This is a genomic window from Marinomonas foliarum, from assembly GCF_016906065.1.
GTDB classification, from domain to species: Bacteria; Pseudomonadota; Gammaproteobacteria; order Pseudomonadales; family Marinomonadaceae; genus Marinomonas; species Marinomonas foliarum.
On sequence record NZ_CP070273.1, the window covers coordinates 272,248 to 287,745 of the forward strand.

The 15,498-nt window shown below is 41.4% G+C and carries 12 protein-coding genes and 1 tRNA gene; 2 read left to right on the forward strand and 11 right to left on the reverse strand.

What is annotated here, in order from left to right:
• Positions 1-35: 35 nt before the first annotated feature.
• On the reverse strand, positions 36-740 hold the full coding sequence (locus tag JSY38_RS01325; RefSeq protein WP_205114872.1) for an O-methyltransferase: 705 nt from the start codon (positions 738-740) through the stop codon (positions 36-38).
• Entirely contained in the window at positions 730-1,461 is a 732-nt protein-coding gene (locus tag JSY38_RS01330; RefSeq protein WP_114413078.1) for a DUF599 domain-containing protein, read from the reverse strand. Before JSY38_RS01330 ends, JSY38_RS01325 begins: the two co-directional genes overlap by 11 nt.
• Before the next feature lie 182 nt (positions 1,462-1,643).
• Here JSY38_RS01330 and JSY38_RS01335 point away from each other — a divergent pair.
• A tRNA-Leu gene (locus tag JSY38_RS01335) sits at positions 1,644-1,728 on the forward strand.
• A 146-nt stretch (positions 1,729-1,874) separates the two neighbouring features.
• On the opposite strand, the gene pyrC is transcribed toward JSY38_RS01335, so the two are convergent.
• The 5 genes from pyrC to sbcB form a co-directional block, all read right to left on the reverse strand.
• Positions 1,875-2,906, reverse strand: a complete 1,032-nt coding sequence (pyrC, locus tag JSY38_RS01340; protein WP_205114874.1) for a dihydroorotase — start codon at positions 2,904-2,906, stop codon at positions 1,875-1,877.
• A 7-nt stretch (positions 2,907-2,913) separates the two neighbouring features.
• Positions 2,914-4,584, reverse strand: coding sequence for an LTA synthase family protein (locus JSY38_RS01345; RefSeq protein ID WP_205114876.1), 1,671 nt, complete (start codon positions 4,582-4,584; stop codon positions 2,914-2,916).
• Positions 4,585-4,966: 382 nt separating this feature from the next.
• Positions 4,967-6,826, reverse strand: coding sequence for a DEAD/DEAH box helicase (locus JSY38_RS01350; protein WP_114413081.1), 1,860 nt, complete (start codon positions 6,824-6,826; stop codon positions 4,967-4,969).
• A gap of 163 nt (positions 6,827-6,989) precedes the next feature.
• Positions 6,990-8,024: an AI-2E family transporter gene (locus JSY38_RS01355; protein ID WP_114413082.1), complete on the reverse strand. Its 1,035-nt coding sequence runs from the start codon at positions 8,022-8,024 to the stop codon at positions 6,990-6,992.
• Positions 8,025-8,033: 9 nt separating this feature from the next.
• Positions 8,034-9,488 (reverse strand): exodeoxyribonuclease I, encoded by a 1,455-nt coding sequence (gene sbcB, locus JSY38_RS01360; RefSeq protein WP_205114878.1) that lies wholly within the window; start codon positions 9,486-9,488, stop codon positions 8,034-8,036.
• Between the two features lie 79 nt (positions 9,489-9,567).
• Between sbcB and JSY38_RS01365 the strand changes: the two genes are divergently transcribed.
• On the forward strand, positions 9,568-10,077 hold the full coding sequence (locus tag JSY38_RS01365; protein WP_205114880.1) for a YchJ family protein: 510 nt from the start codon (positions 9,568-9,570) through the stop codon (positions 10,075-10,077).
• 1 nt (position 10,078) lies between these two features.
• On the opposite strand, the gene JSY38_RS01370 is transcribed toward JSY38_RS01365, so the two are convergent.
• From JSY38_RS01370 to JSY38_RS01385, 4 genes are all read right to left on the reverse strand, one after another.
• Positions 10,079-11,125 (reverse strand): HD domain-containing phosphohydrolase, encoded by a 1,047-nt coding sequence (locus JSY38_RS01370; protein ID WP_114413090.1) that lies wholly within the window; start codon positions 11,123-11,125, stop codon positions 10,079-10,081.
• Between the two features lie 9 nt (positions 11,126-11,134).
• Complete coding sequence (locus JSY38_RS01375; protein ID WP_205114881.1) at positions 11,135-13,540, reverse strand: ATP-binding protein; 2,406 nt, start codon at positions 13,538-13,540, stop codon at positions 11,135-11,137.
• Between the two features lie 8 nt (positions 13,541-13,548).
• Positions 13,549-14,061 carry a putative pterin-binding protein gene (locus tag JSY38_RS01380; protein WP_114412851.1) on the reverse strand — a complete coding sequence of 171 codons (513 nt, stop codon included), beginning with the start codon at positions 14,059-14,061 and terminating at the stop codon, positions 13,549-13,551.
• 247 nt (positions 14,062-14,308) lie between these two features.
• Positions 14,309-15,208, reverse strand: a complete 900-nt coding sequence (locus tag JSY38_RS01385; protein ID WP_205114884.1) for an aldo/keto reductase — start codon at positions 15,206-15,208, stop codon at positions 14,309-14,311.
• Positions 15,209-15,498 lie beyond the last annotated feature (290 nt).

Sequence of the window (15,498 nt, forward strand, 5' to 3'; positions counted from 1 at the left end):
ATAACGAAGACGCCTGATCAATTTACGATCAGGCTTTAGATACTTTTTCGAACCAAGGTCAAACCATCACCAATAGGAATGAGCGATAGCTCAACTTCCGTATCTTCATGAATGGTTTTATTCAACTCACGAACTATTCTGGTGTCTTTATCGGTAAAGGCTTGATCCGCAACATTCCCCCACCACAAGGTATTATCAATCAACAAACAACCACCTGGACGCAATAATTTCTTGGCTAACTGATAATAAGCTAAGAGGTTTTGCTTATCTGCATCGATAAAGATGAAGTCGAACGTTTCGCGCTCAGTTTGTGATAAAGCTTCCATGACTGACAAAGCTTTATCACAAAAAGTCGTTACACGATCCATCACGCCCGCTTGATCTAAATAACGAGTCGCAATATCTAGCCACATCTGCTTTTTTTCGATCGCAATAAGCCTTGATTCTTTTGGCATCGCCATCGCCATAGACAAGGTGCTGTAGCCCGTAAAAACACCAATTTCGAGGAGCTTTTTTGGTGCCTGCAATTTGACCAACAAGGCCAATAACTGGCCTACTTCTGGCGACAACTGCATACGCGCCATATGATACTGAGCCGTCTCACGGCGCAAAGCTCTTAATAAATCATCTTCACGTACGGATACATCAACTAAGTACTGGTACAGCCTGTCATCAACATTAACGGTACGATTAACAGGCTTATCATCTTCAGGTAAAGGTTTGGGAAAATTAGGAAGCATGGGATTTCATAACGAGTCCGCGGCTCAATGTTTTAAAAGTTTTAGAACGGAATTCGCGGCGATACAGTACCGCCACCACCATAACACTCGCCGCCATACAGAAATATGGACCAAGGAACCAACCACAAAACGCCATTGCAAAATAAAACGCACGAAGCCCGTAATTGAATTGATTGGCTGCTAGACTACAAATTTGAGCCATGTGCATTGCGTATAATTCACGCTCACTGTCTTCTATACCGCGCTCTGTCGCAAGTGGCGCGCTGCCAACTAGAACAGAACAAAAATTATATTGCCTTACAGACCATGTGAAAGTGAAAAATGCATAGGAGAAGATGGCCACCAGAATGATAATTTTCAACTCCCACTCTTGCTGACTCATCGGCGCCAGAAGGTAAAAATCCGATAAAATACCAATCGCTTTTTCAGAATAATTAAAGGCAGTAAATAAGCCAGCAATAATCAATAGGCTACTGGAAGCAAAGAACAAGCTGCTTCGCTCTAAATTCGCCATCACTGACGCGTCGGCAATTCGGTTATCTCTTCTTAGAAGCCTAGACATCCAAGCTAAACGAAATTGGTGAAGCACACTCACTAAGCAAGAGCGACGCTTGGAATTATATTGGGCATAAAAAGCGTACCCCCACCAACAAGCAAAAAAGACAAAAAACGTGGCAAGATCAAGGGGGTTTAATAGCAAATAGACGGAATGACTTTCCATATTTAAACTCTGCAAGTATAACGATTTAGGGTAACAATATTAGATCACTTTTCACTTTATATGTCCTCGTTTCTGTTTATAAAAAACAGCAAGCGCCATTAAGAGAATAATTATAAACACTTCATCGAAAACACTTGCATCGACTGAAAATATAGGTAATATTTCGCCCGTCGACACGACATGCGGATGTGGTGGAATTGGTAGACACGCTGGATTTAGGTTCCAGTGCTTCACGGCGTGAGAGTTCGAGTCTCTCCATCCGCACCATTTATTTTTTTACCCCTCGTGCAATCAAAGCCAAACTTCGCTTTTAATTTTTTCACACTACCAACCTAACCATAACTCTAAAACACAATTAAAAAACCGAACCCATTGCTGAATTCGGCTTTCTCTAGATAAAGTTTAATCTCTAATTATTTCAATTTCCAAGAGACTTGCTTGCCAGCAAAGAAAGGCACTATTGGCTCGCCGTTTGGTAAAGTGATAATGTTTGGCACTTCCCAAGATTCACGAACCAAAGTCACTGTTTCTGTATTACGCGGCAAACCATAGAAGTCAGCCCCGTAGATACTCGCAAAGCCTTCTAACTTATCAAGAGCATCTAGCTCATCGAATACTTGCGTATAAAGCTCAAGCGCAGACCAAGCACTGTAACAACCTGCACAGCCACAATCAGATTCTTTGCGATGCTTCGCGTGAGGTGCTGAATCCGTTCCTAGGAAAAACTTAGGTGAACCAGATTTAACGACAGCTCGAAGTGCCTCTTGGTGGGTACTACGCTTAAGCACAGGCAAACAATAGTTATGTGGGCGAACACCACCATCCAGCATATCATTTCGGTTTAGCAACAAATGCTGAGGCGTGATCGTTGCTGCCACACCATCACGAGCCGCCAATACGAAATCAACCGCGTCTTTCGTTGTAATGTGCTCGAATACCACTTTAAGATTTGGCACGCGCTCTACAATATTAACCATATGTTGATCGATAAATTCTTTTTCACGGTCAAAGATATCAACATGCTTTTGAGTTACCTCACCGTGAATAAGCAATAACATATCATTGTCAGCCAAAGCCTCAAACACAGGGTAAAGTGATTCCAACGAGCTCACGCCAGAATCCGAATTAGTCGTCGCGCCTGCAGGGTACATTTTAGCCGCCAAAACACCCGCTTTTTTGGCCTCTTGAATATCTTGAACACTCGTTTTATCTGTTAGATAAATCGTCATAATTGGAGTAAAAGAGCTACCTTCAGGGCGTGCCGCTAAAATGCGTGCCTTATAGCTCATTGCTAAATCTGCCGTGGTGACTGGCGGAACCAAATTAGGCATCACCACCGCACGCTCAAAACAACGTGCTGTTGCTGGAACAGTTTCAAGCAACATCTCTTGATCACGAAAGTGTAAATGCCAATCATCTGGCTTGATAATAGTAATTTCGTTCATTGTTTACCTACTGTGTGTTTTCAGATGAAAAACTGTATAAAGAATTATCAATCAATCCATTAGTATAAATTTGTACGTACGCTTTCAATCGACGCTCTAATTGCCCAAGATCAGCCTGAACCACTTGGCCTGCTGGTTTCATGAAAGTAGCAGGCAAATCACCCACCTCAACAGGCAGATTTTCTTCCATCGACAATTTGACATACTTACCTTGCGATAATAACCAATAAGAATCTTCTTCTTTTATAACGGCATCCGCTTGGCTGTTTTGAGTCAGTAAAGAACGCCCAAAAGGCAATACTTTATCCTGCTCAGGAAGGTTCAAATAATCTATTATTGTGGCTGGAATATCTATTTGTTGAGCAACTTCACTAATAACACCCTGCTCAATATTATCGTCTGGCTGATATAAAATAATAGGGATTTGATGTCGCCCTAAGGAAGACGCAAATCGAGGATCAAAGTTATCCGACGTATGATCAGCGGTGAGAACAAATAAAGTGTTTTTGTACCAATCTTTTTTGGCTGCCGACTCAAAAAACTTGCGCAAAGCCATATCAGAATAGCGAACAACTCTATGCATAGGAATATCACCCTCAGGAATACTGTCTTGGTATTGCTCAGGTAAGTTATAAGGAGGATGAGAGCTAATAGTAAAAATCCCAGACATAAAAGGCTTAGGCAACTTGTCTAGCTCATCCACAGCAAACTGCAAAAATGGCTCATCATATATCCCCCACTGCCCATCAAAATGAGATGGGTCTGGGTATTGATTTCGGCCAAAATAGTGATCAAAGCCAAAACGGTATGTTGTATTATCAAAATACATACTGCCATTTTTTGCTCCATGAAAAAAAGCAGTACTATAGCCATACGACTTCACTATCTCACCTAGCCCATAGGCCGTGTTAGATTGATAGGGTGATCTCATGTAGGCTTCAGACATTAACGACGGTATACCAGCCAGTATAGAAGGTACCGCTTCTATTGAGCGCCTTCCATTAGCAATACCATTAGGAAAAAAGCGTCCTTTTTCTGCAAGCTCTTGAATAAATGGTGCATAAGATTTTATCCCATACGGCGGCCCCAAATACTCAAGCCCAAAACTTTCTAGTATTAAAATAACGACATTTTGCTTATTTATCTCACTAATATCTTTATTTCTTGTTGCTCCTGCCGCCTTCCCATTCTCAAGTACTTCTCTGATGTCATCTTCAGACTGGAAATAATGAACTCTTTCTAAATCCTCAGCATCCTCTTTTAATATGCTGAAAGGCGTATTTAACACCAAACCACCCAGACTACTAGAAGGATAGCTGTAAGCATTTAGAGCGCGAATAGGCTTAGACTGAAAGCCTCCTCGACCAGCAACTATAAAGATCAAGACCAACAAAAAACAGAGACAAAAAACCAACAGCCAATGCATATAAACAGCCTTTAATTTTCTTGCTATTTTTCGAAAAGCCGCGATATAGAACCAAAGAATAAAAATACTACCGACAAGGTACCACCAATAGACAAAAATCAACTCAGGTAGCTGAGAAACGACATCATTTGCCATAGAAAAAACTTCTGGACCACTACGACGACCAGTATAAGGGAAATAAACAGTATCGATGAAGTTAACAACAATTGCAGATACGTTGACCACAAATAAGTAGCCACATATCAACTTCATATTCGCACCTAATAAAATGCGGAACCATATTGATATGAATAACAGCAGTAGAAGAGGAGCATTTAATAAAGCAATGGCAGCTAAATCAAACCGTAAACCATGTAATAGAGCAAGAGAGATATCACCGACTGGTTCACTAATAAAATAGCCTGAGTTAACAGCTAAGAAATAACATCTTGTGACGATGTATCCTATGAGGACAAAAAGCAAACCCATACCAAAAAAGAGAAATGGCGTTATATTAATTTTCTTTCTATCCAAATGAGGTGCTCTTTCCATATCAAACCTTATTAAAGCCTTATCAAAATTGGAGCTGTATAATACAAAAAAACCGAATCTATCACTAGATTCGGTTTTTTTTAATCACATCTAAAACAATTGATTAACCGTCTTTACGTGGCGTTCTAGGACGGCGCTCTGCACGATTATTATCACGATCACGACCACCGGCTGGACGACGACGCTCACCACCATTAGATGGGCGACGATCACTGCCACCAGCAGGACGCTTGCGAGTAGAAGGAGATGCTGCACGCTTATTCAGCTCGTCTGCATTTTCTAATTTCGCAATGTCTGTACGCTGACCACAAATACGTGTTTTGCTCAACTTACCCAAAACATCAGCGTTTAGGTTGGTTGGCAAATCAACGGTAGAGAAATCTTCATAAATTTCAATGTGGCCGATGTAGCGGCTTTCAATATCCGCTTCGTTAGCAATGGCACCTACGATGTTACCTGGTTTAACACCAGCGTTGTAACCGACTTGAACAACGAAACGTGTCATTGAAGTACTAGGATCATCTTTCAATGGCATAGCTTCAGCAGTAACCGGACGAACCTTACGCTCGCGAGGTGCACGATCACCACGATTATTTTCACGGTCATCACGACGTTCACGGCGCTCTTGGCGAACTTCCATTTCAGACAATAGCAATGGCGTTTTGCCTTGAGCCATATGCGCTAAAGCAGCAGCCATTTTCAATGGATCAACTTCGTTTTCTTTCTGGTAGCTTTGAACAAGCTCCAAGAAGAAATCAAGATTTTCGTTATCCATCGCATCTGTAATTCTTTGCTTGAAGCGATTAACACGATGCGCATTAATATCTGAAGCAGTTGGTAATGTCATGCTTTCGATTGGCTGACGAGTTGCACGTTCAATAGCTTGCAACATACGACGCTCACGGTGAGCAACGAATAAAATTGCAGTACCAGAACGACCAGCACGACCAGTACGACCGATACGGTGAACATAAGATTCAGTGTCGTATGGAATGTCATAGTTAACAACGTGACTTACACGCTCTACGTCCAAACCACGTGCTACAACGTCAGTCGCTACAAGAATGTCAATTTGACCTTTCTTAATACGATCAACTGTACGTTCACGCAAATTCTGGCTAATGTCACCATTTAAGGCTTCACAAGCGTGACCACGAGCCGTTAGCTTTTCAGCCAATTCAACCGTTGCCGCTTTAGTACGAACAAAGATGATCATGCCATCGTGTTCATTCATCTCAAGAATACGAGTCAAAGCATCTAGCTTATGTAGACCGCTTACTGGCCAGTATTTTTGAGTAATTGTCATTGCCGTAGAAGTTTTGGTAACAATTTTAACTTCTTTAGGATTGTTCAAATGGCGGTTAGCTACCTGACGAATCACTGCAGGCATAGTTGCAGAGAACAAAGCAATTTGACGAGTTGATGGTGTTTGCTCAAGAATCCATTCGACATCGTCAATGAAGCCCATGCGTAACATTTCATCTGCTTCATCAAGAACCAAGGCTTTAAGGCCATCTAGTTTTAATGTTTTACGACGAATGTGGTCCATAACTCGACCAGGCGTACCAACAACAACTTGAACACCACGTTTTAGCTGGCGAAGTTGAGTGTCGTATGACATGCCACCGTAAATTGGCAGAACATGAAAATCTGGAAGATTACGAGCGTAACTTTGAAATGCTTCAGAAACCTGAATAGCAAGTTCACGAGTTGGAGCCAAGACAAGTAATTGTGTCGTTTTATCTGTAACGTCAATGCGAGACAACAACGGAAGCGCGAACGCTGCTGTCTTACCAGTACCCGTCTGCGCTTGCCCCAAAAGGTCTCGACCTTCTAATAGATATGGAATACTTTGCGCTTGGATAGCAGATGGTTGCTCGTAACCTAAGTCAGCAACCGCTTTAAGAACAGGGGCGATTAGACCCAACGAATCAAATGTAGGCTGAGTATCAGCGTCAGACATGTAAATTAGTACCTTTTTTTGGTGAGGATAAGGCCTGTAACCATTTACATGCCTTAAAGAAATTCTCGGAGGAAAAACTGATCGCGAAGTATATACAAAAAAAGCAAAATACGCTAGTAAAATTACAAAATAGATTCTATTTCACAGCAAGCTTCGATTGCTTTTAAAGCTTAGATTTACTCGTTTCTGAGTCTATTAGAGTTACCAGCCAACGCATTTTTGGGTTGGCCTCGAAAGCCAACTTCATAATAATAGTCAATGGAATAGAAAGCAGCATCCCCACTGGACCAAAAACCCACCCCCACAGCAGCAAGGATAAAAACACAACTAAGGTCGACAACCCTAGGCCTCGCCCCATATAGCGTGGCTCAATCATATTACCTACGATCAAATTCACCAATAAAAAAGACCCTGCTACTAAACCAGCAGATAAGCTGCCAAGTTGAACAAAAGCAAGCAGTACAGCTGGAACAGCAGCAATAATGGAGCCAATATTAGGAACAAAATTTAGAAGGAAAGCGCAGACACCCCACAAAATTGGAAAATCTACACCCAACACCCACATAAGTAAGGTAATCAAAACGCCAGTAAACATACTCACTAAGGTTTTTATTACCAAGTAACGATTAACTGATTTGATGAATGAGTCAAACTTATCTAAGGATTTAGAAGCATCACTAAATGCCAAGGTCAGCTTCTTAGGTAATTCAACAGCCTCAAAGAGAATAAAGATCACAATCATCACTACCAAGACAAAATTAGTCAGCGCACTTCCAAGTCCTCTTAAAGCATTCGCTACCATCTGCATCAAAGCCGAAGGGTCAATATAACCTTTAACTTGATCATAGGAGACATTTAAGCCAAAGCTATTTAGAACCTGAATGACACTCGTTGCCTCTTCTGCAAAACGCTTTTTATAATTTGGCAACTGATTAGAAAAGTCGTCCAAAGACGCACCAACGAGAACAGCAAGTGAACTAATGCCCACCAATATAACCAAAACCACTAGCATAATAGAAAGCCAAGTTGGCACGCCACGACGTCGCAAACTAGACATAGCTGGCGCACAAATAATGGCAATAAATACTGACAGCATAAAGGGCACAACAATTTGAGATGCCGCTTTGAGGGCGGCTATGATAATCACAAAGGCAGCAAAACCAACCAGCCAATGGATTCCTTTATTCTGTTCATTCATATCTATTCCTTATAGAGGTATTGGGTAAATGCTTTGAGCGTAATCCGCTAGGTCTTGAAGCATTATCTGTTTCGATTGAGACAAATCTGGCAGTTGAGCAATGTGGTTCAAGCGATCGAAATACTGCTCCATATTAATAGAACCACCACCATCTTTTTCAAGCAAGCGAACTTGTCGATACTCTTCCCATTCGAACTGTTGCTGTTCTGTTAGTTGATCGGGGTAATTCCTTCCAATATAACGCATTAACATTTCAGGTAAACGGCGATCATCAAACGATATTGCCAGCCCTGATAACTGATCAGCCGGAGTAGAACGAATTTTCTCCATTCTGACTTTATCTTCTCGTGAAAAAAAGCCTCCAGAATACAACATAACATCTGGGTCTTTATGTATTGGTCGATCTTCCTGAACAAAGACATCACTCAGCTTAGCTGCTAGACCAGCTTGCCCTTTTATGATGGCAAGATTATGACGACAAATCGCACCATCCAAGGCGAGGCGCTTAACCACATCGGCATCTTTCAAAAAAGTCGCTGGAGCCACGGCAGGAGACTTGTTGTAATGAATAACTTTAAGGGGAAGCCTCTCAACGTCACCTAACTCCTCTTGTCGTGTAAATACGCGATGACGAATCTCTTCTACACTCAAGTCAATCAGAGGCTGAGCATCGGCCATCAGATCAAATACGATCACACCGTTCTTATTAGTAGGATGCGGAGCAATAGGCACAACAAAAGAGGAATAATGTTTTGCTTGACCGAACATGCCAGAAATATGTAAAAAAGGCTTTAATCGCGCAACATCGATAAATTGTTGCAACTCATGCTTTTGACGCATTTTTAAATAATAATTGAATAATTTGGGTTGCTTTTGACGAATCAGCTTAGCGATTTCAATCGTCCCATAGACATCTGATAAGGCGTCATGAGCTTGCTCATGCGCAATATCATTAGCCTTGGTTAATGCTTCAAGTTTCATAGAAACTTGACCATCCTCGCCTTTTGGCCAAACAATGCCGTCTGGGCGCATCGCATACGTCATACGGACCAAATCAATAATGTCCCAGCGAGAACAATTGTTCTGCCACTCTCTCGCATAAGGGTCAATGAAATTACGATAAAAGCCATAACGAACCACTTCGTCATCAAAACGAATGGTATTGTATCCCAGAGCGCAAGTACCAGGTTGCGAAAGCTCAGCTTCTACTGCTTGCATAAATTCAGCTTCACATAAGCCTTCTCTATTCGCATCTTGAGGGCTGATTCCAGTCAGCAAACACGCTTCTGGCTGAGGAAGCACATCTTCCGCCAGGCGACAGTAAAACATGATAGGCTCGCCAATGGGGTTAAAATCAAGATCCGTTCTAATACCCGCAAATTGCATGGGGCGATCTCGCGCTGGGTCCGTTCCGGTTGTCTCAAAATCAAACCAAAAAAATGAAGTGGGGCCCGATGAAGTCACAAATAATTCCTGTAAGCCGTTAAATAAAAAGGTATTATACGCACCTTGGAGTGTATTTGGCGATGAGAGGAGTATATCTATGCCAGTCCCAGTAATTTGTCCATGCGGAACAGGAAGCCCCTATGAGATGTGTTGTGGCATGTATCACAACAATCCTGGCACCGCCCCTACTGCAGAAGCACTAATGCGTTCACGTTATACCGCTTTTGCTATCGGTGACTTTGAATACATTGCTGCCACACAAAAATTAAAAGACGAGCCAGATCAAAACACGGCTGACATCCAAGACAGTAATGAAGATACAAAATGGATAAAGCTAGAAATCAACGCCACAGAAGATGGCTTAGAGAAAGACAAGACAGGCGTTGTTGCCTTCTCTGCACACTTCAAAGAAGGCAAACACATTGGCCGCTTAAGCGAGCGCTCTATGTTTAAAAAAGTGAAAGGACAATGGTTTTATATCTCCGGCGAGCACGACGTTGAGAAAAACACCCCATTGGTTAACTCTGACGCGATGAAAATAGGCAGAAACGACCCATGCCTATGTGGGTCCGGTAAAAAATTCAAGAAATGCTGCGCTGTGGCTTAATCTAGTCGACAGCGTCCCATTTTTCTTTAATGTCTCTCAACTCATCTTCAATCGATAGGAAAGTGCGTACTAACTCTGGATCAAAGTGAGTACCTGACACTTGCTGGATATGTTCAAATGACTCCTCTATCGTCCAACTCTTTTTGTAAGGGCGCGCCATTGTAAGTGCATCGAATACATCGGCTAATGCAACAATTCGAGCAGATTGAGGAATCTCCCCACCCTTTAGCTTTGACGGATAGCCTTGGCCATCCCACCTTTCGTGGTGACCTAATGCCACCTCAGCTGCCAGTTTAAATAATGGCGCCTCCCCTCTTCTTAATATCTCATACCCAATAACTGTATGCTGACGCATTATCACCCATTCATCATCCGTTAACTTATTTGGCGATTTCAAAATACTATGGGGGATACCAACCTTACCTGTATCATGCATAGGGGCTGCCAGCTTTAACAATTCAACCTGTGATTCCTCCCAACCCATTGCCCTAGCCAATGCAGCACAATAATCTGCCATTCGCCACATATGCACACCAGTATCGGTATCATTAAGCTCACTTACAGCACCTAGCATACCAACAGTAGATTCCAGCGCCTCACCGAGCTCTCTTGTTCTATCATCGATAATTTGCTTTTTACGTAGATTTTCTTCCGCCAATTTTAAATGAGTTGACACTCTAGCGAGTGTTGTCAACGGCGTTATTGGCTTAGTAATAAAGTCTACGCATCCAACATCAAACCCCTTCTGCTCATGCTGAGGATCGGTCACCGCTGTTAAAAAAATAACGGGGATATCTGCTGTTTTAGGATTGGCTTTAATTTTTGCACATACCTCAAAACCGTTCATATCTGGCATCATAATATCCAGCAATATGAGGTCAGGCATAGTGCGAGCAATAATATCTAGTGCTAATGCACCGCTTTTTGCTATTTGCACTTGATAGTGCTCTGTTAAAATCTCTTTTAGCAAATCAATATTTCTCGGAACATCATCAACAATAAGAATGCGCTCATTTTCACCCAACACCTTGTCGTTGGTTTCTGCCATATCGATCACTTAATTTCCCTTACAATTTGCAAATAAATTTCTTTTAAAACTCTCGACTTTCGTCATTGCATCCTGATAATCATAAGATGCAATATCCTCAGTTGCAGACCTAAGAATGCTCAAATCAATCACACCTTCACACTCTTTAACAATATCATCCATGCTGTTTTCTGATTTCAAACTACCTTCCATTAGAAGCAACTCAAGATTTTCAAGCTTAGTGATAATGTCATTTAATTTATCTTCAGAAAGGCCTTTTAGAGCCTGCTCATTACCAAAGTGCAAGCGAGGGTCGATGGACGTCCAACTTTTTATTTTCTCAATCAAAAGATGAGGATCTAAAGGCTTAAATAGAAAGTCGTCTATGCCGAAGTCGACGTTAGTTCGCCCTTCCATCTCAAACGTATCAGCGGTTAAAACAACAACTGGAGGCTTGCTATTTTTTAGGTGTCGTGAAATCTCTTTACTCGATTGGTAGCCATCCATAACAGGCATTCGAATATCCATTAGAATTAAGTCATAGGGATACTCTTGAGCTTTTTTAAAAGCTATTTCACCATTTTCTACCCAGTCAACTTTCGCGCCTACTTTATTTAAAACAGCAATCACAATGTTAGCGTTAATTTTATTGTCTTCTGCTAACAGTATTGTTTTACCACTTAATAAATCATGCTTATGCTGTGGCTTTTTATGATCAACTGTATGGGTGTCTTTCGACATCAAAAAGGCTGATTTATTTTTAACATTAGAAGGGGTTAACAGCCCTGTTACTAAAGCACCTTGTATAGATTCACTCTCCCCTGAAATAAAAACGGCTTTTTCTTTCAGAGCAGAGACAACATCAAAGGCTAAAGCATCTTGATTCTTGAACCAATGAACATCTATACCTAGGATAGATCGATGAGCAAGAGCTCCAGTAAAATCAACAGTAAAATGATCAATATTTAGGCTAGCAAATAATGCCTGTATGCGTGAGTCTTGATCTATCACCGCAATGCTTTGAGCAACAGTAGGTTCAGCGGCAGGATCAGGAGTATAGGGTAGCCGAACAGTAAAGGTGCTGCCACGCCCTAAGGTGCTTTCGAAAGATATACTTCCTCCCAGCAGTTCAACCAATTTATCAGTAATGCTTAAGCCAAGCCCAGTTCCACCATACAAACGCGTCGTTGTACTGTCCGCTTGCTGAAAAACATCAAATACATTAACACCTTCAGGGATACCTACCCCTGTGTCCTTTATTTCAAAGACAAGATCATGAGCAGAGTTTTGATATAAATTAACCTTAACAAAACCGGACTTAGTAAACTTGATCGCATTACCAACAATGTTGATTAAAATTTGCTGTAATCGAGTTTTATCACCTATTAACTGATCAGCAATCGAAAAATCACGACTGACGATAAAATCGATACCTTTGGAGTTAGCTGAAACCTCACTGCTGTAATAAACGTAATCTAATACATCATCTAAGCTGTAGGTTTTTTCTTCTAAAACTACTTTTCCAGACTCAATTTTAGAAAAATCAAGAATGCTGTTAATAATGGAAAGTAAGCTGTCTGCAGACTTCTGAATCTTATTAACTTTTTCATGCTGTTTTTTACTTAGTTCATCATCAAGTAATAAGTAACTAAAGCCAATTATCGCATTCATCGGAGTGCGTATTTCATGACTCATTGTTGCTAAGAAATCAGTTTTGACCTTTAGCGCCTTTTTCGCAGACTGAACAGCCAGCTCTAAATCACGGGTGAGCTTTCGCGATTTTTCATAAGATTTTTTCGTGATTTTCAACTGTTTAAACAGCATTGCTATAATGAACACCATTGTAAAGGTCAACAATGCGATTAACGAGCCAAGCTCAATAAAAAGACCCAATGCATCCTTTCGCTGCTGTACTTTTTCAACAGAACGAGAAGCCAATGTTTTATGAACAATGCTCTCCGTCTCCTTTAGCATTTCATCACTTTTTATCAGGATGTCAGCGACTATCGTAGCGTTCCCTTCGTTAAAAAGGAGTCGCTCAATTTCCAGCATTTTTTCTTGTAAAAAAAGCAAAAGGCTTTCATATTCAGGTAAACGCTTAAATAGCACATGAAGTTCGCCAGCCTCTAATACATGGATACGACTATAAAGTATGTCAAAACGTAATTTGGCTTCTTCAAGGCGCTCTTCAGTAAATTCATCTTCCAATAACTTCAATGTACTTTTAAGCTTCAGCGACTCTCTGTCTAGTTGATATGCCGCCCAAAGTGCATCTTCTTCGACCGCAGACATGATCACTTTTTGCCGATCAACCAACTCAAAGAAAATCATGACAGAGGCACCCATAAAAATGCATGCTGCCATTACTAATAAAAGTATAGGTGAGGTTTTGTTAACCCCAAATCTGCGGAGCACAGTAGAAATATATCGATGCATGCTGGTTTTTACTCAATACGTATGGATTTGATTTGCCAAACAGACCGATTGTGAATTACTTCATTGTTCAAACTAGGATAATCACTAAAAGGATAAAGGAGAAACAGCGGTCCTTTATTTCTTACCGACATAGGCACACCGTTCAGATCCATAGCTAAAATAACATTGTATTCCTCACCATCTTGACTCGGAACAACCGAGCTAAAATCATTCAACGCAGTTACTGATAAGGCCCCATCCTGAGCTCCCACCGCAGCCATTAAAGAACGTAATAAAGGGCCTCGATATGAATCAACACCTTCACTCCAAGGGGTATCTGTTTTTAATTCGATTACATCTAAACTCATCAACATTTCACGATCGAACTCCGCCGTACTATCCGCAGTATTGGTGTTCTTTATACTGCCGCTGACAGTCAGAATAACTTTACCTGACGGCTTAGGTAATTCATGAGCTTGAATATTAGACAATGGAAGTGCGGTGGCTACAGAGATCAAGCCTAAGACAAAATACTGCTTCATTCAGTACACCTATATAAATGAATATTTTCCAAGGAGTATAAAGAATAAATATGAGATTTCCGTCAACGCCTTACGAAACAACACACTTTCTACACCGACAAGAACAAAAGAAAAATAATGAAACACATTTATATAAAAAAAACGCTTTGCGAAGCAGCTATCTTACGTAGCCACTCCGAAAGCGTCGTTAGACAAGCGCCCAGCTAGAAAGCGTAAGCGATGATAGAAAAAGTGATAACAATAAAGGCTATGGAACCGGCTGGCCCTTTGAAGCAATCCAAACTCTAAACCAGTCATCATCACTAAGGTGCGTTGACATAGCTTCTACCGCGACAGCTAAACGATCGATCTTACCAGACCCCATTACAGGACAAATCCCAGCCGGATGACGCAATAACCACGCAATCACGACTTGATCAACCGAACAATTGTTGTCTTGCGCTAACTTACTTAACACAGCTTGTACGCGCTTAGCTTGCTCGCTAGTTCCAGAAAACAACTCGCCACCAGCAAAAGGCGACCATGCCATGGGCGTTACCGCATGCTGTTGCACATGATCCAGTGTGCCATCTTCAAAGTGCTGCAACGCAAGTGGTGACAATTCCACCTGATTGATGATCAAAGGCGCATCAAGGCGAGACTGCAACAAATCAAATTGACGAGTAGTAAAATTGGACACGCCAAAGTGCTTAACTTTACCGAGTGTAAATAACAAATCAAACGCCTGTGCGACCTCATCCGCATCCATCAAAGGACTCGGTCGGTGCAACAACAAAGTATCGATGTATTCACACTGCAAATTTGCCAAAGATTGATCGACACTTGCCAATATGTGTTCAGCGCGATAATCATATCGATGAACCTGAATATCAGGACGATTGTCAGACGGCAACAAAATCCCACACTTAGTGATGATTTCCATCTTATCTCGCAAAGCGGGTTTAAGCTTTAGTGCCTCGCCAAACAAAGCTTCACACTGATAACCACCATAAATATCCGCATGATCAAACGTCGTCACGCCAAGGTCTAAACATGCCTCAATAAAACCTAGTGTTTCTGAGGACGTCATATTCCACTCTTCTAGTCGCCAAAAACCTTGTGCGATACGTGACCCGTCAAAACCAAGGGGGTGATATTGGTGTCTCATGGATATTTTCCTCAACGTCATTATTTTATTTATCAGCATTCTAAAGAGACTTTGCTATAAAAAACAGCAAACTGAGTGAATCGGCACAACTGACAGGAAACATCATCGAAGGTATACTATGCAACATTCAAGACTGACCTCTGCTGAAAGAGCGACGCGACCACCTTTATTACGGACAAATTATCACGAGTTAATTGCGGGCAATATCGGACACTTATAATTTACACGCAGCGACACATCAGTAAGCACAAGAGCGAAACAATAAACACAACACTACTGTGATGGACTTA

Coding starts and splice junctions, on each gene's coding strand:
- JSY38_RS01325 (WP_205114872.1), bottom strand. CDS start 740: ATGCTTCCTAATTTTCCCAAACCTTTACCTGAAGATGATAAGCCTGTT.
- JSY38_RS01330 (WP_114413078.1), bottom strand. CDS start 1,461: ATGGAAAGTCATTCCGTCTATTTGCTATTAAACCCCCTTGATCTTGCC.
- pyrC (WP_205114874.1), bottom strand. CDS start 2,906: ATGAACGAAATTACTATTATCAAGCCAGATGATTGGCATTTACACTTT.
- JSY38_RS01345 (WP_205114876.1), bottom strand. CDS start 4,584: ATGAAGTTGATATGTGGCTACTTATTTGTGGTCAACGTATCTGCAATT.
- JSY38_RS01350 (WP_114413081.1), bottom strand. CDS start 6,826: ATGTCTGACGCTGATACTCAGCCTACATTTGATTCGTTGGGTCTAATC.
- JSY38_RS01355 (WP_114413082.1), bottom strand. CDS start 8,024: ATGAATGAACAGAATAAAGGAATCCATTGGCTGGTTGGTTTTGCTGCC.
- JSY38_RS01365 (WP_205114880.1), top strand. CDS start 9,568: ATGCCAGTCCCAGTAATTTGTCCATGCGGAACAGGAAGCCCCTATGAG.
- JSY38_RS01370 (WP_114413090.1), bottom strand. CDS start 11,125: ATGGCAGAAACCAACGACAAGGTGTTGGGTGAAAATGAGCGCATTCTT.
- JSY38_RS01375 (WP_205114881.1), bottom strand. CDS start 13,540: ATGCATCGATATATTTCTACTGTGCTCCGCAGATTTGGGGTTAACAAA.
- JSY38_RS01380 (WP_114412851.1), bottom strand. CDS start 14,061: ATGAAGCAGTATTTTGTCTTAGGCTTGATCTCTGTAGCCACCGCACTT.
- JSY38_RS01385 (WP_205114884.1), bottom strand. CDS start 15,208: ATGAGACACCAATATCACCCCCTTGGTTTTGACGGGTCACGTATCGCA.